At 45.6% G+C, this 19,625-nt stretch carries 18 protein-coding genes and 2 tRNA genes; 14 read left to right on the top strand and 6 right to left on the bottom strand.

The annotated features are described in order from the left end of the window. Positions 1-16 precede the first annotated feature (16 nt). The 6 genes from RDN79_RS01295 (at position 17) to RDN79_RS01270 (ending at position 5,929) form a co-directional block, all read left to right on the top strand. On the top strand, positions 17-1,048 hold the full coding sequence (locus RDN79_RS01295) for an aminotransferase class I/II-fold pyridoxal phosphate-dependent enzyme (protein WP_298550479.1): 1,032 nt from the start codon (positions 17-19) through the stop codon (positions 1,046-1,048). A gap of 145 nt (positions 1,049-1,193) precedes the next feature. Further along, entirely contained in the window at positions 1,194-2,051 is an 858-nt protein-coding gene (locus tag RDN79_RS01290; protein WP_298550481.1) for a GyrI-like domain-containing protein, read from the top strand. 75 nt (positions 2,052-2,126) lie between these two features. Then, positions 2,127-2,396 (top strand): hypothetical protein, encoded by a 270-nt coding sequence (locus tag RDN79_RS01285; protein WP_298550483.1) that lies wholly within the window; start codon positions 2,127-2,129, stop codon positions 2,394-2,396. Between the two features lie 34 nt (positions 2,397-2,430). Further along, on the top strand, positions 2,431-3,843 hold the full coding sequence (fumC, locus tag RDN79_RS01280; RefSeq protein ID WP_298550485.1) for a class II fumarate hydratase: 1,413 nt from the start codon (positions 2,431-2,433) through the stop codon (positions 3,841-3,843). Between the two features lie 56 nt (positions 3,844-3,899). Further along, entirely contained in the window at positions 3,900-5,168 is a 1,269-nt protein-coding gene (locus tag RDN79_RS01275; RefSeq protein WP_298550487.1) for a putative DNA modification/repair radical SAM protein, read from the top strand. Further along, entirely contained in the window at positions 5,165-5,929 is a 765-nt protein-coding gene (locus RDN79_RS01270) for a TIGR03915 family putative DNA repair protein (protein WP_298550489.1), read from the top strand. Before RDN79_RS01275 ends, RDN79_RS01270 begins: the two co-directional genes overlap by 4 nt. Positions 5,930-5,940: 11 nt before the next feature. Here the strand turns inward: RDN79_RS01270 and RDN79_RS01265 are convergent, their stop codons facing one another. The 3 genes from RDN79_RS01265 to RDN79_RS01255 form a co-directional block, all read right to left on the bottom strand. Further along, positions 5,941-7,212 carry a S41 family peptidase gene (locus RDN79_RS01265; protein WP_298550491.1) on the bottom strand — a complete coding sequence of 424 codons (1,272 nt, stop codon included), beginning with the start codon at positions 7,210-7,212 and terminating at the stop codon, positions 5,941-5,943. 172 nt (positions 7,213-7,384) lie between these two features. Next, entirely contained in the window at positions 7,385-7,576 is a 192-nt protein-coding gene (locus RDN79_RS01260) for a hypothetical protein (protein ID WP_298550493.1), read from the bottom strand. 24 nt (positions 7,577-7,600) lie between these two features. Further along, a complete protein-coding gene (locus RDN79_RS01255) occupies positions 7,601-8,065 on the bottom strand; it encodes a MaoC family dehydratase (RefSeq protein WP_298550495.1) in 465 nt (154 codons plus the stop codon). 192 nt (positions 8,066-8,257) lie between these two features. Here RDN79_RS01255 and RDN79_RS01250 point away from each other — a divergent pair, with 192 nt between their 5' ends. Further along, positions 8,258-11,791, top strand: a complete 3,534-nt coding sequence (locus RDN79_RS01250) for a hypothetical protein (protein ID WP_298550497.1) — start codon at positions 8,258-8,260, stop codon at positions 11,789-11,791. Positions 11,792-11,795: 4 nt separating this feature from the next. After that, the gene (locus tag RDN79_RS01245; RefSeq protein WP_298550499.1) at positions 11,796-12,062 is read left to right on the top strand and encodes a GNAT family N-acetyltransferase; all 267 of its coding nucleotides are present in this window, start codon (positions 11,796-11,798) and stop codon (positions 12,060-12,062) included. A gap of 5 nt (positions 12,063-12,067) precedes the next feature. Here the strand turns inward: RDN79_RS01245 and RDN79_RS01240 are convergent, their stop codons facing one another. Continuing rightward, positions 12,068-12,715: a pentapeptide repeat-containing protein gene (locus RDN79_RS01240; RefSeq protein WP_298550501.1), complete on the bottom strand. Its 648-nt coding sequence runs from the start codon at positions 12,713-12,715 to the stop codon at positions 12,068-12,070. Between the two features lie 99 nt (positions 12,716-12,814). Continuing rightward, positions 12,815-12,888, bottom strand: a tRNA-Pro gene (locus RDN79_RS01235). Positions 12,889-13,072: 184 nt separating this feature from the next. Between RDN79_RS01235 and RDN79_RS01230 the strand changes: the two genes are divergently transcribed. The 4 genes from RDN79_RS01230 to RDN79_RS01215 all read left to right on the top strand — a co-directional run bounded on the left by RDN79_RS01230 (position 13,073) and on the right by RDN79_RS01215 (position 16,623). Then, positions 13,073-13,145 (top strand) — tRNA-Phe (locus RDN79_RS01230). Between the two features lie 134 nt (positions 13,146-13,279). Further along, on the top strand, positions 13,280-14,479 hold the full coding sequence (locus RDN79_RS01225) for a site-specific integrase (RefSeq protein WP_298550503.1): 1,200 nt from the start codon (positions 13,280-13,282) through the stop codon (positions 14,477-14,479). 78 nt (positions 14,480-14,557) lie between these two features. Further along, positions 14,558-15,370 (top strand): hypothetical protein, encoded by an 813-nt coding sequence (locus tag RDN79_RS01220; protein WP_298550504.1) that lies wholly within the window; start codon positions 14,558-14,560, stop codon positions 15,368-15,370. Positions 15,371-15,486: 116 nt separating this feature from the next. Next, positions 15,487-16,623: a hypothetical protein gene (locus tag RDN79_RS01215; protein ID WP_298550506.1), complete on the top strand. Its 1,137-nt coding sequence runs from the start codon at positions 15,487-15,489 to the stop codon at positions 16,621-16,623. A 403-nt stretch (positions 16,624-17,026) separates the two neighbouring features. Here RDN79_RS01215 and RDN79_RS01210 read toward each other — a convergent pair whose 3' ends face one another. Further along, complete coding sequence (locus tag RDN79_RS01210; RefSeq protein WP_298550508.1) at positions 17,027-17,890, bottom strand: hypothetical protein; 864 nt, start codon at positions 17,888-17,890, stop codon at positions 17,027-17,029. 1,037 nt (positions 17,891-18,927) lie between these two features. Between RDN79_RS01210 and RDN79_RS01205 the strand changes: the two genes are divergently transcribed. Together RDN79_RS01205 and RDN79_RS01200 are read left to right on the top strand one after the other, a co-directional pair. After that, a complete protein-coding gene (locus RDN79_RS01205) occupies positions 18,928-19,221 on the top strand; it encodes a nucleotidyltransferase family protein (RefSeq protein ID WP_298550510.1) in 294 nt (97 codons plus the stop codon). Further along, a complete protein-coding gene (locus RDN79_RS01200; protein WP_298550512.1) occupies positions 19,214-19,582 on the top strand; it encodes a DUF86 domain-containing protein in 369 nt (122 codons plus the stop codon). The genes RDN79_RS01205 and RDN79_RS01200 overlap by 8 nt, the downstream gene beginning before the upstream one ends. Positions 19,583-19,625 lie beyond the last annotated feature (43 nt).

The following is a 19,625-nucleotide window of genomic DNA, read 5'->3' as shown; positions in this document are numbered from 1 at the left end:
TCTTAATTTTTTAATCATGTTATTCGGACACGGTGACGACCACTATAATTCGCAGAAAGAGGTAAAGATAAATTTCAGTTCAAATGTATGGCACGGGGCCGATCTCCGCACACTCAGGGAACACCTGGACAGGCGGTTTTATGAACTCACGCGCTATCCGGAACCGGATGCCTCTTCCCTGAAACGCTTGCTTGCCCGCTGCTATGAGGTGGAGGAGGAGAATATAGTGGTTACGAACGGCTCCATCACGGCTTTCTATCTGCTGGCACAAACATGGAAAGGGGCAAAGTCGGCTATTGCCGTTCCCTCTTTTGCCGAATATGAAGATGCTTGCCGCCTGCACGGGCATGAAGTCAGTTTCTTTCCGACCTCGTGCGACCTGTCCGGCCTTTCGCTGGAAGGGCTGGACTTCTGCTGGATCTGTAACCCGAACAATCCGGACGGCAAGCTGATCCCCCGGGCGGAACTGTTAGCACTGATCGAGGCGAACCGGCAGACGGTCTTTATCATCGACCAGGCATACGTCGCCTTTACGACGGAAGAGTTGCTGAAACCCTCGGATGTCCGCCTTCATCCGAACCTGATCCTGATCCAATCGATCTCGAAAGCGCATAATATACCGGGACTCCGCATCGGCTACCTGATCGCTTCTCCGGAAAAGGCCGGGCAGATAAACCGGTACATCATTCCCTGGTCTGTCAACGCAATCGCTGTGGAGGCCGGCAAATACATCCTGACGCATCCGGAGCAATATATCCTGCCCGTACGTGAATGGAGGCGCGAGACTGCCTGCCTGATCGACCGGCTGAATGAGTTGGGCGACCTCGAAGCGTTGCCGACATCCGTGACTTTCTTCTTAGCCCGCCTGAAAAAAGGAACGGCTGCTGAGTTGAAACAATATTTGTGGGATCGTCACGGCTTGCTGATCCGCGACGCCTCCAATTTCCGCGGCCTGGACGAACGTTATATCCGCATATCGGCCCAGGCAGCAGACGAGAACCGGGTGCTTGTCGAGGCAGTGCGGGAATGGCTCTCCGTCTCGCCTTGATGTCGAAGGCAGTTTCACCTTGATGTCGTTTCGTGAGATGGCTTCTCGTTCATGAAGATGCCTGAGAACTTAGTAAGTTAGCAAGATTGGAAAAGTTATTGGGCAGGAGGGACGTTACCTTTGCGAAGTAAAACAGAAAAAGAACATGCAACAACGAACAACGACAAGAGAAGAATACCTGAAACGGGTGAACCTGGTGATCGAGTATATCAATAATCACTTGGGGGATGATATAGACCTGAACCAGCTGGCCGAAATGTCGCATTTGTCCCCGTACCATTTTCACCGGGTGATGAGCGCGTTTTTAGGAGAGCCGTTGGGGGCGTTCATTGTGCGGAAACGGATCGAGACTGCAGCTCATCTGCTTCGCTACACGGATATGTCCGTCGGGGATATCGCTTACCGCATCGGATATGGTGCACCCTCTTCCCTGTCGAAGGCTTTCAGGCAGTTCTATTCTATTTCACCAAACGAATATAGAAACAATAAAGAGTACACGATTATGAGACCAGAAAAGATATGGCCCGACTTGCTGTTGGAGGCCGAGATAAAAGAAATTCCCGTTCGCAATGTGATTTATATCCGCCTGACGGGCGATTACCGCCAGAATGATTATGGCGGAACCTGGATGAAGCTTTATGCTTTTGCCCGCGAGCATAACTTGCCGACAATCGATCCTTGTCCGCTTTGTATCTATCACGACGATCCGAAAGTGACATCCGAAGATAAGTTGCGTACGGATGTCTGCATGATCATGCCCGCTCCTGTTCAGCCGAAAGGAGAAGTCGGAGCCAAGCAGATTCCGGCCGGTCGTTATGCCACCTTTATTTATGAGGGATCATACGAATATCTGCAAGCCGTTTACGATACGATCTATGTAAAGAAATTGCCGGAGATGGGTTGTACGCTTCGTGACGAGCCGAGCTACGAACGCTATCTGAACGATCCGCGCAATACGAAGCCTGAAAATCTGCTGACGGAAATCTGTATTCCGGTACAGTAGTCCTCTCTTATGCACCTCTGTAAACCTTTTGCCTGCCCGGTTGTTTACCTTACATCTTTATAAACACAGACGATTATGGCAACAACAAGCAGACACCTGAGTGACAAACTGACAACCGAAGAACGGGGCATGCTCCCTTCTTCGGATTTCGGTATTCCGGAGACCCGTGAGTTTCCCATCCCCGATGCCACCCATGTCCGGGCAGCGGAAGCCTATTTCAGGTATGCCTCAGAAAAGGAGAAACCGCTTTTGGCTCATCGGATATTAATGAAAGCGCAGGAGTTCGGAGTGGATGTAAAGAGTCCGACCGTTCTGGAATGGGCGGAAAGATATCAATCGGAATAATTGAGTTAGGAAATGCATTAAAAATTTGCTTTTTATGGAATATCGGATAGAAAAAGACACGATGGGGGAAGTGAAAGTCCCCATTGATGCCTATTATGGTGCACAGACACAACGCAGCGTGGACAATTTCAAGATTGCCCAAGATATTAACCGTATGCCCAAAGAGGTGATACGCGGGTTTGCTTATCTGAAAAAGGCGGCCGCCCTGGCGAATAAGGAGGCGGGTGTCTTGTCGGCCGAGAAATGCGACCTGATCGGACGTGTCTGCGATGAGATATTGGCAGGCAAGCTCGACGACCAGTTCCCATTGGTGGTCTGGCAGACCGGAAGCGGCACGCAGACCAATATGAATGTGAACGAAGTGATCGCCAACCGGGCCCAGGTCCTGAACGGCGGTAAGCTGACGGATGAGGAGAAGGTTTTGCTGCCGAACGACGATGTGAACAAGTCGCAGTCCTCCAACGACACGTTTCCGACCGCCATGCATATCGCTGCCTATATCATGGTAAAAGAGGTCACCCTCCCCGGACTTGAAAAGCTGCTTAAGACGCTTCAGAAGAAAAGCCGGGATTTCATGCCGATCGTCAAGATCGGGCGTACGCACTTTATGGATGCCACCCCGCTGACGTTGGGACAGGAGTTCAGTGGCTATGCTTCCCAGTTGGAGCATGGAATCCGTGCAATAAAGAACGCCTTGCCGCATCTTGCCGAGTTAGCGATCGGGGGAACGGCGGTCGGAACAGGTATCAATACGCCTCCGAACTTTGACGAATGTGTGTCGAAGCGGGTTTCGGAAATGACAGGACAACCTTTCGTTAAGGCGCCGAATAAGTTCGAAGCGCTTGCCACGCATGATGCCATTGTCGAAGTGCATGGCGCTTTGAAGTTGGTTGCCGTCAGTCTGATGAAGATTGCGAACGATATCCGTATGTTGAGTTCCGGTCCGCGTGCAGGTATCGGCGAGATCCATTTGCCGGAGAATGAGCCGGGTTCTTCCATCATGCCGGGCAAGGTCAACCCGACACAATGCGAAGCCTTGACGATGATTGCCGCCCAGGTGATGGGCAATGATGTCGCGATCTCGGTCGGGGGAGCCAGCGGGCAGTTCGAACTGAATGTATTCAAGCCGATGATTATCTATAACTTCCTGCATAGTGCCCGCCTGATAGGCGAGGGTTGTCAGAACTTCAACGACCGTTGCGCCGTCGGTATCGAGCCGGTGAAGGAGACGATCAAGAAACATCTGGATGATTCGCTGATGCTTGTCACGGCCTTGAATCCGAAGATCGGCTATTACAAGGCGGCTTCTATCGCACAGAAAGCCTTTAAGGAAAATAAGACATTGAAGGAGGCGGCTGTCGAGTTGGGGGTGCTCACTGCCGAAGAGTTCGACGAGTGGGTGGATCCAGCCAAGATGGTCGGCAAATTGGAGATATTCCCGGACTAAAAGACTGAATACTTAAAAGATTATTCTTATTTTTGTCTGGAAATCCCGGTATAATTATGGATGAAAAAGTGCTTGAGAAGTTGAAGGTACTGGCCGAATCGGCTAAGTATGATGTCTCATGCGCTTCCAGCGGAACGTCGCGAAAGAACAAGAGCGGCGGGATCGGAAGTGCGGCGGGGTGGGGCATTTGCCACAGTTTTGCCGAGGACGGCCGCTGCATTTCGCTCCTGAAGATCATGCTGACGAACTATTGCATCTTCGACTGCGCCTACTGCATCAATCGCCGCAGCAACGACATACCCCGTGCCACATTGACGGTGACGGAGCTGGTGAACCTCACGATCGAATTTTACCGCCGCAACTATATCGAGGGATTGTTCCTTAGTTCCGGTGTCGTGCGCAATGCCGATTACACGATGGAACGCCTTGTCAGGGTGGTGAAAGACCTCCGGACTGTGTACCGTTTCAACGGCTATATCCATTTGAAAAGCATTCCCGGAGCGAGTCAGGAGCTGGTGAACGAAGCCGGGCTCTATGCCGACCGTATGAGCGTGAACATCGAGATACCGAACGAGAAGAGCCTCCAGATACTTGCGCCCGAAAAAGACTTTAAGAGCGTCTTCCAGCCGATGCGTTACATCCAGCAAGGCGTGTTGCAGAGTGCCGAAGAGCGGAAACGTTTCCGCCACGCCCCGCGTTTTGTCCCCGCCGGACAGAGCACGCAGATGATTGTCGGGGCGACGCCCGATTCGGATAAGGATATCCTTCGCCTTTCGTCCGCCCTCTACCAGCGTCCGACGATGAAACGTGTCTATTACTCCGGTTTTATCCCTGTCAACGAATACGACAACCGGTTGCCGGCCTTGAAGCAACCGCCGCTGGTGCGCGAGAACCGCCTGTATCAGGCGGACTGGCTTCTGCGTTTCTATCAGTTCAAGGTGGACGAGATCGTGAACGATGCCTATCCTGATCTCGATCTGGAAGTCGATCCAAAACTCGGTTGGGCGTTGCGCCATCCGGAACAGTTTCCGGTCGATATCAATAAGGCGGATTACGAGATGCTCCTTCGCGTGCCCGGCATCGGGGTGAAGTCGGCGAAACTGATCGTCGTCTCCCGCCGTTATTCCCGCCTGGGGACGGAACAGTTGAAGAAGATCGGGGTCGTGATGAAGAAAGCCCAGTATTTCATCACTTGCCACGAACTGCCAGTCCGCACGATCAACGAAGTGTCGCCTGAGGCTGTCCGTCAAATCCTCACCCGGAAAGCGGGACGGAAGAATACGGACGACCGCCAGTTAGTCTTTCAATTCAAGGATGAATCATGACGGTATTCGTGTACGATAAGACCTTTGAAGGGTTGCTGACCGCCGTCTTCGACGCCTATTCGCGCCGCAGCTTCCCGGATCTGCTGTTGGCGGAAGGCGAACCTTTTCCCTTGTTTTACGATGAGGCGGTGACGATCTGCACGGACGATGTCAAGGTGGACCGTGTCTGGAAAGGATTGCAAAGGAAATTATCCGTTACGGCTCTGTCTGTGATCACTGTCACCTGGCTATCCGAACTGCCGGGAGTGGACATGCTGCTTTTCCGCTATATCCGCAAGGCGATCGATGCCCCGCGTACGATCGAACTGAACTTCGGTGATCCCGATGTCCTCGAAGTCTCCAAGATATGGAAGAAGGTGACGAACGAACGCCTGCGTGTCATCCAGTTCCTCCGTTTCCAGAAAGCGGCCGACGGCACTTTTTTTGCTGCCGTCAAACCGATCTATAATGTTCTCCCGCTGACATTGACGCACCTGAAAGACCGCTTTGCCGACCAATGCTGGCTGCTATACGACCTGAAACGCGAGTACGGTTACTATTACGACCGCAAAGAAGCCGTCGAGGTCCGTTTCGAAGAGAAGGAAGCCCACCTGCTTTCCGGCCTGCTCAGCGAAGACCTGATGGATGCCGACGAGAAGCTGTTCCAGCAGATGTGGAAGACCTACTTCAAATCGATCGCCATCAAGGAGCGCCTCAACCCCAAGCTCCACCGCCAGCACATGCCCGCCCGGTTCTGGAAGTATATGCCGGAGAAGCTGTAAGCCCGGAGGCGTCACTCTTTCTTGTCAGCGGAACCTTGTATGTATCGCAACGCAAACTCCAACTGTGTGTCTTTTCCCTCCATATAATCCGAAACCGTCTGCCTGACGATATGGTGTGGAGCGATTCCTACTCCTTCGAGCGGGAAACCCTTCGGTGAGAGGGCGGGAGGATTGGTCGGGATGCGGAAGCTCGTACCGTGCGACGTTTTGAACGTTTGCGGATGGTTGCCGGTGTCGCCGCCTGTCGGTTCGCCGATCAGGACCGCATTGCCGCTTTCCTTCATGTCGATGACGAAACTCTCGGCAGCGGATAATGTAATGGTACTTGTCAATAAAAGTATTTTCCCTTGATAAGCGTCCGCCATGGGTATCATCGGGATGTTGCTGAGGCAATGGGGCTGCTCCTTGCGTATCAGGTAACGGCAAAGGTCACGTCCGTTGTTGCTGTTGCCTCCTCCGTTCCAGCGGACATCGACGATCAGATAAGGCAAATGTTTCACTTTCGGATAATCTTCGGCGAAGCTCTCCATCACGCCATTCATCATCGAGTTGATCGCCAAGTAGCCGGTGCTGTCGTTCAGGATTTCCCAGGATGTCATGCGTTGGTTGGAGGCCGGAAGGCTTTCTTGTGGCAGTAAGGCGAGTTGCAGGTCGAGCGTGTCGGCTCCACGGCTGACCGTGTAGGTCCTGACTGTATCCGTGTAGCTTTTGTAAAGGCGCCCGGCCGCGAGTAGACGTCTGTATTCGGGGGTCGAGGCTGGAATGTATTTTTCGTTTCGGTCTATCCATTCCTTGACCGGGGTCCCGTCGACGGCGATGATCCGGTCTTTGTCGCTGAAGCCCGACTGTTGCAAGTAGCCGTTCGGTTTGTCCACGAAAAGCGTGTCTCCGATAAAGGCGGGAAAGCCTCCGATCCGGTATTCCTTGACATAAACGAAGGCGTGCCCGGCTTGTAAAGCCGCGAAATACTCCAGCAGGGCTTTCCCGTATTCTTCTCCGGTAGATGACTTCTCGATCCGTTCGGCATAGGAGGAGGAAAGGGCGTCTATGTCGATATGCTTGGAGGCGTAAAGGGAGTAGTTGTCTTTGACGATCTCGCTGATCTCCGCGAAATCTTCCGCGAACTCATCCGGGGAAAGCAGCAGCTCGGACAGGTAGTGCCTTTCTACTTCCACCTCCGAAGAGTAGAAGTATTTGCCGTAGACGACCAGTCCGACAAATGCCAGACCTATGAGTAGAACGATTGCCGCCAGTATCCGGCCGATGAGTTTGAGTGCTTTCATTACGTTTGCTTTTATGTGAATTGCCACAAATATAGGGATTTGGATGAGAATATTCCCCTGAAATTTAAAATATGTAAGCGGAAATTTTTGAAATACAGTTATATATAGTCTCTTTGCCCTGCATCAGTCTTTCTATCGATAACTATCGGACAGCTAAGCGACTGTTATCGGATCACTGACTGATAACTATCGGACAGTTGGTCGACAGTAGTCGGTCGAAAGAATGATTGGAGGGAATCGGGATTTTTTCAGTCTCGCTGAAATGTCCGCCGTTGACGGACGGGAGGAAGATACGATTTCTTCTTCTTCCTGCCGTGGTCTGAACGGTCGCTTCCCGGCGTGTTTCGTATGTCCGGTACGACAATCGCCTTTGCGATTATCTGAAAAGTTATTCGAAGTAGTACAGGAAGATCGCAACACCCTCCAGCGCTTTCTTCGGCTGGTCCTTGATTTCGATGGCAAACTTGATCTCCGCCTTGGCTACGCCGCGCAGATTCGTCAGAGTCTGGAGTTTGGCGATCAGGCGGATGCTTTGTCCCGTCAATACGGGTTGTCCGAATTTCATCTTGTCCATGCCGTAATTAATCATCATCTTCAGGTTGTTCACTTCGATGATCTGGTTCCATAGGTGCGGAAGGAGTGAGAGCGTCAGGTAGCCGTGGGCAATCGTGCTGTGGAACGGGCTTTCCGTTTTGGCGCGTTCGGGGTCCACGTGAATCCACTGGTGATCCAATGTCGCATCGGCAAAAAGGTTGATGCGTTCCTGTGTCAGTTCTACATAGTCTGAAATTCCTATTTGCTGGCCTACCAGCTTTTCAAAGTCTTCGTACGAGTTGATAACTGCTTTTCCCATTATTCTTTTGTTTAGTGATTTATGATCTTATACGTCCACCGTCAGGTAACCGCGATCTGTTTTATCGCCGGTTACAAGGTGTCTCTGCAATTTTCGCAATAATTCTTGGAATAAACAAATATTGCAACTTAACTCTGTCTATTTTGTTGAATTTATATAGATAGAGTTAAGTTACAATCTTATTTAAGTCTTATGGGGAAGACAAGGAAAGTCATTGGATACACGTTGGGGATCGTAATAGTGCTGACCGCTGCTATATTCCTGCTGAATCTTCATCTGACCAAACGTCTCGAACGGTATCTCCGGAAAGAACTGATTCACCGGACGGCCGAGGCTACGGATGGCTTCTATGCGCTTTCTTTCGATAACCTCTCCATCAGTTTCTTCAAAGGCGAACTGAAACTTGAGGGAATAAAGCTACATCCCGACCCGGTGGTTTTCAGTGATTGGAAAAGGAAGGACAGCCTGCCGTCTACCTATGTGACGGCTGAGGTCGGCATGATCGATTTTAAAGGATTGAACCTTACCTGGCGGTGGAATTACAAGCTGTTACATTTTGAGTCGTTTGAAATCAGGAATCCGGAGATACGAGTGTTTAACCCTTACTATTCGACGCGGGCGGAGATGAGGAAAGAGGCGGAGACCAAGACTTTGTACGAGGTGATCTCTCCTTATATTGACGTATTGACCGTCCGGGTGCTGAACTTGGAGAACGCCAGCGTCTCTTATTCCGTGGAGAATCCCGTTTCCCCGATTGTCTATGCCTTGGACGATGTCAGTTTCCATGCGTATGGTTTCCGTTTGGATGAGGATTCGTCCGAAAGCGGGAAGTTGCTCTATTGCGACAATTTCGATTTCATTACCAACCGGTCGCAGACGCTATTGACCAATAATGACTTTCGCTTGCAAACGGACCGGATCTTGCTGAGTACGGAAGATTCCATTATCTCCATTTCCAATATTACGCTTGCGCCTCAGGGTGAATTGTGGGTGGAGCGGAAACAGCGGCCGGACAGCTACCTGAATGCGTTGATCAGGGCCGTTGAAGTGAAAGGGATACGGTTTCGTCGTGAAAACGCTCTGAATTACCTCACGGCACGTTCGTTCGATATCATTTCTTCGGATATACAAGCCTTTAATCTGGCGGGAGAGAGCCGGCCGGTTGCTAAGGGGAAGAAGAAAACGCTAAATGAAAGGGAGGCGGATTCTTTGGTTAGTTCCCTATCCCTTTATGAATTGATTTCTCCGGTCTTGCATGCCGTCTCCATCGGGACGATCGGGATTGAGAAAGCGAAGTTGCAATATTCTTTTGCTGTAAAGGATACGGTAGAGGTGTACAGGTTGGCAAACTTTGATTTCCATGCCTACGATTTTCAGGTGGACTCTGTTTCGGAAGCCCGGCACGGATTCTGGTATTCGCGTGGTTTCTCATTCGAAGCGACTGGCATCGAGGGGCTGATGACGGCCCGCAATCACCGGTTTACGGTGGAGCGCATGGCTTTGGATACGGAAAGCGGGGATTTCAATCTGGAACGAATCCGGCTGCGTCCCTTATCGGTGCGCGGACGGAACGACTATATGGCGGGAAGTATTGATACGGTCGGAATCCGAGGTTTGTCGTACGACAAGGGGATCAGTGCCCGATTGCTGAAAATCGACCGCCCGAATCTGCGTTATGTGGTGGCTCCCTCCTTTCATAAGCAGGAGGTGAAGTCGGCAAGGCCTGAAAACAGTCGTGTCGATGTGGAGGCGATCCTGAATCCTTTCCTCCGCTATCTTGCTGTTAAACGGGTGAGCCTGAACCATGCGCGTGTGACGGTCGATGATAAAAGCGTGCCCGATCCGGTCACATATAAACTGAACGACTTTAATTTCTTTGCAACCGATATTTTGGTAGATCGGCAGACAGGGAAGGGGAACGGATTGTTTTTTGATTATGGAAATATGGGGTTTAGCTTTAGTAGGTTCGATAACTACCTGCCGGGGAAAGAATATCGCCTGTCCGTGCGGAAAGGACAATTCTCGACCGTAAAGGGAATCCTGGAGTTGAAGGATATCCAACTGCTCCCACAAGATACGGTGGAAAAGACGTCTATCCGGTTTTCTTCGCCGGGACTTCGTATAAGCGGCCTGCAACGGATACCTGAAAGGCCGGACCGGAATATCCGGCTGGCATCGTTCCGGGTAGATTCGCCTGATATCCGGGTGTACGGACCGGACGGAAGCGGGGTGTCCGCTTCGCTTAAAAGCTTGGCATTGGAGGAAATTGCCTGGGATAGTACATTGTTGAAGTTAGGCTCGGTTTGCTTGGAAAGTCCGGTGGCGGATATTTATACAGGTCATTTACGCGATACTCTGCCACGTCAAACGAAGGCGGGTTCGGCTGATTTATATACAGCCTTGGGGAAAGTGGCCGGACGAATCTCTTTAGGTCGTTTTAGCCTGACGGATGCGGACGTCCGTTATGCCTATCATGGGAAAAGCGATTCTTTGCAGTACCAGAAGTTGGATACGACAAATCTGTTTGTAGAAGGGCTGGCTGTCGATACCCGTCTTCGTACATATAAATTGGATGATATCCGTTTCTCCACCCGTAACCTGACGTTTCCTTTGGATAACGGTTTCTACATGCTAAAGGTGGGCGGAGTGGACTTGAACCGGTCGAGTGCGGTTATCGATCGCATCCGTCTTGTGTCTCCGTATCCTAAAATGCGGTTCGCTTATTTGCAGCCGCACCATAAAGATTGGTTTGATGTGAGTGTTGGGCAGATTTCGCTGACAGGTATCGATCTGCCCTCTTATTTCTCGGAAAAGGTGCTTCGGATAGCCGATGTACAGGTATCGGATGTTGTATTGCAGAATTTAAAGAACCAGAAAATACCGGTGCCCCGGCATATTGTCCCGATGATCTATGCCGGACTTCAGAAAGCTCCGGTTAAACTGGATTTCCAAAGAGTGGGCGTGAAGAACTTTTCCGTTGTTTACGAAGAGCTTTCAAAGAAGGGGACGGTGCCCGGCAAATTGTTTTTTACGGATATGAACGGTACGTTTACCGGCTTTACGAATATCGTCTCCCGCCCTGATCAATACATCGTGCTGGATGCAGATGGCAAGTTGATGGGGAAAGGGGCTTTTACGGCTACCTGGAAGTTACCGGTCGATTCGCTGAACGACCGTTTCCTGCTGAATGCCCGCCTGGACAGTTTCGATCTGACGGCATTGAACGGATTGCTGGTTCCCCTGTCCTCGGCAGAAGTCCGGAGTGGACGGGTCCGGGGAATGACTTTCAGTACGGAAGCCTCCAGCAAAGGTGCTACCGTGGAGATGCTTTTCCTATATAACGACTTGGAAGCCGCTCTGCTGAAAGAGAAAGATGGAGTTCTGACGGACAAGAAGTTTCTGACCGGTCTGGTCAACCGTATATTAAAACATGATAATCCGGATAAAACAAGGGAAGGTTTTAACAAACCGCGTTATTCGAGTGTTTCAATAATAAGGGATCCTTATCATTCCACTTTCAATTATTTGTGGCAGATATTAAGACCGCCGTTGATTGAATCGGTCGGCGTTTCCAAAAAGAAGCAGGATGTAGCCAAAGGAGTTATGACTTTCTTTACGAAAGTGAAAAACTTTTTTCGGGGCAAAAAGAACGTTTCAGGGAAGCCTCTTTTGGAAGAGGAAAGGAAGGATGCTCTATTATTAGAATTTGAACCTGTAAATAATTAAAAATATGGATTACATGATAACTCATTATCCGGATAAGAAACGTTTTGAAACGCAGGTGGATGGCGTGACGGCTTTTGTTCAGTATCGTTTGTCGGGGAATAAACTGGATATAATCCACACGATTGTTCCTCCTGCTATCGGAGGGCGGGGGATTGCTGCCGCTTTGGTAAAGTACGCTTATGATTATGCGATCGGGAACGGCATGAAACCGCAGGCGACCTGTAGTTATGCGGTCGCCTGGTTACATCGCCATCCTGACTATGCCGGATGAGGTGTTTAATCTTTGATCTCTACTCCCAGCATCCGTACCAGTTCCAAGGCTTGTAAGGAGGAAACGGAAGATCCTCTCAACTCGCTATTGGCAAGGTTTGTAATGCGGATGCCGGATATTTCCGAGTTCGACAGATCGATCCCTTTCAGCGAGGTGCGGTATAACTCCGCTTCCATCAGGTTGCAGGCGTTGAATGACACATTCATCAGTTGGCAGCCTTCTATTCCGGCTCCCTGCAAGTTGGATCGGGTAAATTGTATATATCGCATTTTACTCATCGAGAGATTCATATATTCTCCCCGGCACTCTTCAAAAGTGATATGATTGAATATCCCGTCCGCCATATTGGTTCCCATTAACTTACAGCCGGTAAATTCTACCCGGTGGAAGCCGCAACCTGTAAAGTCAACATTTGACAGGTCGCAGTTCTTGAACACGACATCGCTGAATTGGGATTTCCGTATACTGCATGCCCCGAAGCTACAGTTAGAGAAAACACAGGATTGCACCGAAAGATTACTCTTTTTCACCTCTTCTATCCGCAGGTTTTTAAAGGAATACTCGATTAGGTCTTCATCGTTCTTTTCTAACGCTGTCTGTATGTCTGTGCTTTCATGAAGGGTGTTTGCCAAATGGGGTTGTGTAATTCTCATATGTTGTTTGTTTTATAAATGGGAAGATAAAAGTACATATTTTGTCCGTATGAATAAAAGAAAAGAGGACATATCTTTCGATATATCCTCTTTTTGTAGTCGGGATGAGAAGACTCGAACTTCCGACCTCCACGTCCCGAACGTGGCGCGCTAGCCAACTGTGCTACATCCCGTTTTCGATTACGGCTGCAAAGGTACAACTAATTTTTAAACTGCAAATAGTTTTGCTGTTTTTTTCATTCAGAACGCGATTTTTTTTATATCTTCCATAAAATACATTTTCTTTGAATATTTTCCATTGAAACATTTGGAGTGTAATAAATAATGTTTACCTTTGCACCCGTTAAACAAAACAACGGTGCCATAGCTCAGTTGGTAGAGCAAAGGACTGAAAATCCTTGTGTCCCCGGTTCGATTCCTGGTGGCACCACTGAAAATCAAGCAGTTACAATCGAAAGTAACTGCTTTTTTTATGTCTTTTCGGTGGTTTTTCCCTTCAAATCCCATTATTTTCTGTGTTTTTCGTGTTGAGTTTGCAGAGGCATGTAAACCGAGATGTAAACCATGAGTGCTACAATCTGTATCGTATGTTACAAATCTAAAGTGTTGAAAAACAATGAATCACCGTTAATGTTACGCATCTGTAAAGATGGCAAACGGAAGTATGAAAGCATTGGAATCTCTCTTAATCCCAAATATTGGGACTTCAAAGCCAATAAACCTACTTCCAAATGTCCCAATAAAGAGTATATCGAAAAGGTGATTACAGAGAAAACGAAAGCCTATACAGATAAAATTCTGGAATTAAAGGCTATGGAAAGGGAGTTTACAGCAACCACTTTAGCGGAAAAGGTAAACAATCCCGTAAAGTTGAAAACCGTTGGCGATGTCTTTTTAGACTATATGGAGAGGCTTTCAGCAGAGAAACGCACTGGATATATGCTTTCTATCAAACAGGTGTATAACTCGCTTATCAAGTTCAACAAACATCTGAATATCTATTTTCCAGATATTGATATGGCTTGGCTACGGAAATACGAAACTTGGCTACGCTCAAACAATATCAAAGAAAACACGATCGGTATTCGTTTCAGGACTTTAAGAGCGATCTATAATCTTGCTATTGAAGAAAACATTGTCAAAGCTGAATATTATCCTTTCAAAAAGTATAAAGTATCCAAGCTGCATGAAGAGACAGCCAAAAGAGCTATCACTAAAGAGGACATAAACAAGGTTCTTTCCTACAAGTCAAGTAATCCGTTTACGAGACTGCCTATCGACCTGTTTACTTTCTCTTACTTCATGGGTGGCATTAACTTCGTGGATATGGCATACCTTACAAAAGATAATATCATTGACAACCGTTTGATCTATTCCAGACGTAAAACAAGTAAGCTGATAAAGCTGCCATTACAGCCAAAAGCGATCGAACTGATCCATAAATATGCTGATCCAGACAATCCTTATCTATTCCCTATCCTGTCTACCTTCCATAAAACGGAACAACAGCAAAGAAACAGGATTCATAAGGTGATCTCTAAAGTGAATGACCGTTTGAAAGCCATTGGCAAAGAATTAAACTTGCCTATAGACTTGACAACATACGTTGCCCGTCATAGTTTTGCCACATCATTAAAGAGATCAGGCGTGAATACCTCTTTAATCTGTGAGGCTTTAGGGCACAGTTCAGAGAGAGTAACCCAAATCTATCTGGACAGCTTCGGTAATGACCAGATGGAAGACGCAATGAAAAACCTACTCTAAACCAAAGAATCCTGTTTCCAGAAATGGGGACAGGATTCTTTTTATCTTAATTTTGCCACATCAAACAAGTAAAAGGAAATGATACTGGATATAGACAACCCGTTATTGGCGTATGTATTGAAATACTTCGGCTCTTACCAAGCTATCTTAGAAACAGACGAAGATGGCAAGACATATTTAATGAACACTTGGTATCCCGTTGGATTCGCCCACTGGTATGAGGATATTCTAAAATCAATCCCTTTCAAAAGATCAGGCTATGATAAGCACGAGCGTTTACAGGAACTTCTAACTGAATTGAATCTGGATAAAGAATCATTCTGGGGACTGATCCTGTACCTGTATGACTATACCACTGACGCTTGCAAGAATCTACTTGTACCACAAAAGACATACCAAGAGACCTACAATGAATTTTGTGAGTTCTTAGAACAGAATCCCCATATTGAATCACTGACATTTAAAGCCTCTAATAAAAAGACTTATACTATATCTGATAAACTGATCCTTGACTTTTTGGCTATCCATTTGCAAGAAGAGAAGATGAGTAACCAGCAAAAGCAACGGTTCAACAGTGAACTCAGACCATTATCAGCAACAGAGAAAGCGGATTCCAGACGAAAGATCAGTTATTTCTTTGCACGTCAACTAACCCAATTCTTGCAAATAGAAGGAATCTCAAATATTAAAAGAAGGGGAAAAGCTACTATCCCAAATAAAGAAAAGGAGTTGATCTTATGTTCCCTCTATGTATGCAAATTTGCGGATAATCCAGAAAACTACTTGGACTTAGGCTATTACAACAAACTGATGAAAGACTTCAAAGGCTTATCCATGAATATGTCCCATAAATATGAACTGGAAATACATGCTGGTTGGATATTAAAATAAAGGATACAAATCGCACCGCCAAAACTTATCCTATATACGTTCTCAGACCGCTATACTTTTGCAGTGTAATCAAAAACAATTAGAACCTAATGCTGTAAAGGTAAGCGTAAAAGAAAATGAGAAATTTAGATTCAGTTAAAGAAGCAAACGAGGTTATGACAGTTGAAAAGGCTAACGAGTTATTAAAGGAGAAAAGACAATTCTTGTTGAATAATGCGAATGCGGAAGACAACATCAAGAAATCGGCAGAAGTCAATGTGAGAAAGGCTGAAAGAGGGTATCTTGAAGCACTTAAAAAGGTGGTACTTCCAACTACACAGGTGATATTCTGGGACTTGACAAATGAGACAGAAGAACAAGTAACAATCACGAAAAGACAAAGTGAAATCATTATAGCTACATCTGATTACAGCATGTCTGTTGCCAAAACTAATATTGAATTAGGCAAGGGGTTGATAACCAATGATAAGTTTGAGAAAGTCCCCCTTTATGTAACAGATGCCAACTTGTTCTATGATGCGGATATTACGCTGAAAGACCTGAACGGAAACATAGTGGAAAAAGGAACTCCTAATGTCTATGTTCCAGTGGATTCCGCAAACGGTTATTGGCAATGGGCTACTTATCATGAGTATAACTTAAATGCCATTGTAAAAGAGGAGAAACAATTAGTCATAGAGAATGTACAAGTTAAACGGTTTGATTCTTTGCAAGAGTTTGCCCAATACAGAGGAGTGAACAATGTACTAAGCCGTGGTTTCAACGGATTGGAGAAAGCAGGTAACGCAGCTTTGGCTACACAACATGAGTTTTATACTAAAGTGTTCCAAAAGGCTGTTGAGCTAAAAGCGAATATCAGTGTTGTTACCAAATACTACAATTTCGGTAAGACAATAAAACCGAAAGTATGGAACAGTGCCGTATTAGGTATAGTGGAAGAGAACTTTATTGAATATGACTTGGAGATTGGCGATGAGATAATCGAAACTCTGCAAAATATGGACTTCACAGAGAAAACTATCAAGAACCGCTATCTGATTGATGCTATTACCCGATTTGCCAACTATAAACCACAGGGTAAAGAAAAGATGATTGGAATCGCAGAAACCATTAGCACGATCAAGTCATTAAGCAGCGAAAGCGTAAGAATAATCAATATGGTAACATCTGACCATATTAACGTAATTTATACAGAGCTATTTACCCAATATTTAGATGGCAAAGGTCTCTTAAATAAAGAACAAGCCGCATAAATCACGAACAAAAGAACTCATGTGACAGGTGAGTTCCCATACCCAAAATATCGGGGTTCGGTCTCAATCCGAACCCTGTCTCTCAAATATCCAGAGGCTTCACCCAAGTAAAAGGATAGACTGCCAACTTTTGATTGAAGCGGATAATAAACTCCTATTTCTCTTACTTGGTTACAGCCCAAAGGAAAATCAGAGAATAAGGCTTACCTATTGTTTGTATTTTCTTTTTCAGGGGATTTTTGGTGACTGGCTATATAAAAGTAAAATCTTCCAAAAATCCCCTGAAACTGGAACAAATAAGAGATAAGCATCCATAAATAGCCCTATTCTTCTTACTTGGATAGTCCCAACCCAAATAAAAGAGAAATGGGCACTTCCATTTCTGAAAGCACCCATAATATTATCATGGCATAACGAATGTATATTCTTCTTTACTTGGTGAATCCATCTGAATGTTCAGCATTTTGGCTATATAGTTCAGGCTATAGATATGATCCTCTTTCACCTTGTCAAGCCGTCTGTTTAAGGCGTTTTTCAAATTGTCATCCACAAAATGATTCATGATTTTGCGAATCACCTGTCCGCCATATCTGGGAGGATATATATCATGATCCAGACAGCAGGAACGGATAATATCATATTGTTCCACATAAATACCGTGTTCTTCCGCATTCAGGTCTGGAATATCCAAACCGTCACCAAGTAAGATGTTAGAATCCATAATGGTATGTCTGATCGTGGATTTCCCCTCGTACCTCACTTTATCGTCCGTTATCAAGCCGTAATCAATGGCTTTCTGGTGCAACCCGTTTTTGCCTTTCAGGGTGGAATAGCCAACTTTCAATTTATTGGAGATTTCCAACAGGTTATAAAAGCAGGTATTTGTACCATTCAAGCATAAGCATTTAAGCAACAGGACATACCCTATTACACCTACAGGAATATCCTTTTCCAACAGTTCCTTGCGAATCGTGAAATAGTTGGAATCTGGCACATTGAGCAAATACTCATTCTGCCTTCTGGGTAATCCGTCCTCATTCTTGAAATAACGTGTCATACTGGATCGTATGAATCCAACCTTTTTGAAAACGGAAATATAGTCTTGTATCTTACTTGGTGAACACTGGCAATAGTCTGCAAGAGTATCTTGGTGTATATGGGATTCACCTGTCACGAAATCCGACTTGAAAGAGAAACAGGCGGCTACATAGGCTTGGTTATGGTTGAGTTTAAGGAAAATATTCTTGTCTAAGTTTCTGTAATTCATATTAGATATGTTAAAAAGAGATTTAATTACTGTTTATCTGCACTACACCCATTTAGCCTTCTTCCGGAAGGAGGCTAAATCTGATATTAGGTTTTAGTGAAAAACGCATAGGTTCTTAGTAACAGTGTTACTTTTAGCCTTTGCCAAGATGTTAAAATTAGCCTTCTGTCTTTTCTGGCTTTATAGGGGAGTTTTCCCTGTTGATGGGGATCAGGATATTCAGTTCCATCAGTTTCTTGTATTGGGAACAATTTATATTCAATGCTTTCTTGCATTCTAATCTGTTATTGAAAATTCGGTTGTTTGGCGTGTATAATACCATATTCGAGAAATTGGATTTATGGAAGGACAAAATTCATTTACCTATTAAATATAAAAACAAGAATTGTCCTTGCGGTTTGAATAAAAAAACAAGTGATCTGGGAAACTTGGAAATATATCTGAAATGGATTTAGATTTTATCTTATTGAGATATAAAAAGATACAAACAAATAGCCATCTAAAAAAGTAAATAGGCAGGAACTTGAATATTATACTACAAGTATCAATATTTATTATCAGTCTACTTTATAGAGCTATATCCTACAAGCCATTATATAGAGAGTTACTTTTTATTAGAAAAACAAAAGACGGACATTCCCATTTCTGGAAACATCCGTCTTAAAATACTTAATTATCAATGCAAAATCAGTTAGGAGCTTTTCTTCTTTTTCCTGATCCGATTTTTAACAACGGGAACAGATATATAAGTCTCTGTTGGCAAAATGTGTCTTTTCTTGATGGTTTCCACAATTTCCCTGTAAACTTCGATTCTATCAAATGGTCTATATTCTTGCATAATGAGTTTCTTTGGAATGAATATGGGATTATCTGGAAACATGGAGAATCTCTTTAACTTGGAAGAACATACGAAGTTACAGATAAATAGGAACTTAAAAAAGTGATTTGTGAGTAAATCCAAAAAGAGAGAAGAACGATACTTCCTGTTTGATTTTTCCAATTGAACACGTATCTTTGTGGTAAATAGATAAAAGAAAATGAAATCAACAACTGAATATATGAACATCTTGCGTGACTATATGGCGAAGAATGCTTCCAAATATAGCATTACCCGTATGGGGATATTCGGTTCTGTTGCCAGAGGTGAACAAACAGAAGATAGTGACGTTGATGTTTATTTGGAAACATCAAAGCCGAGTATGTTTGCATTGGTACATATAAAAGATGATCTGCAAACCCTGTTTGGTTGTAATGTTGATATTGTCCGATTACGGGATCATATGGATTCTTTCTTGAGAAATCGAATAGAGAAGGAGGGGATTTATGTGTGATACAGAGTTAATCCGTTCTTCTTTGATAAAGATACAAACGGCTTTAGATAGAATATTAAAGAGATCGGAAGCAATACTTTCTCCAGACGATTTCTTGACGACACCAAGCGGAGTTGAGAGGTTGGAAAGTATTTGTATGCTGTTGATTGCAATCGGAGAAAGTGTCAAGCGTATTGATAAAGCTACAAATAAAGAACTTTTATCGCATTATCCTGAAATTGATTGGAAAGGAGTTATGGGAATGCGAGACATTATAGCACATCATTATTTCGATATAGATGCAGTTATCGTTTTTGATGTAATGAAAAACAACCTGCCAGCCGTAAAAATGACTATTGATAAAATGTTATCTGACATTTAAAATTCTCTATATATTATTATATATATTCCTTTTACTTGGGTAA

The sequence above is a fragment of the uncultured Parabacteroides sp. genome (assembly GCF_902493135.1).
Lineage (GTDB): Bacteria > Bacteroidota > Bacteroidia > Bacteroidales > Tannerellaceae > Parabacteroides.
This window is presented reverse-complemented; position numbering and strand designations above follow the sequence as displayed.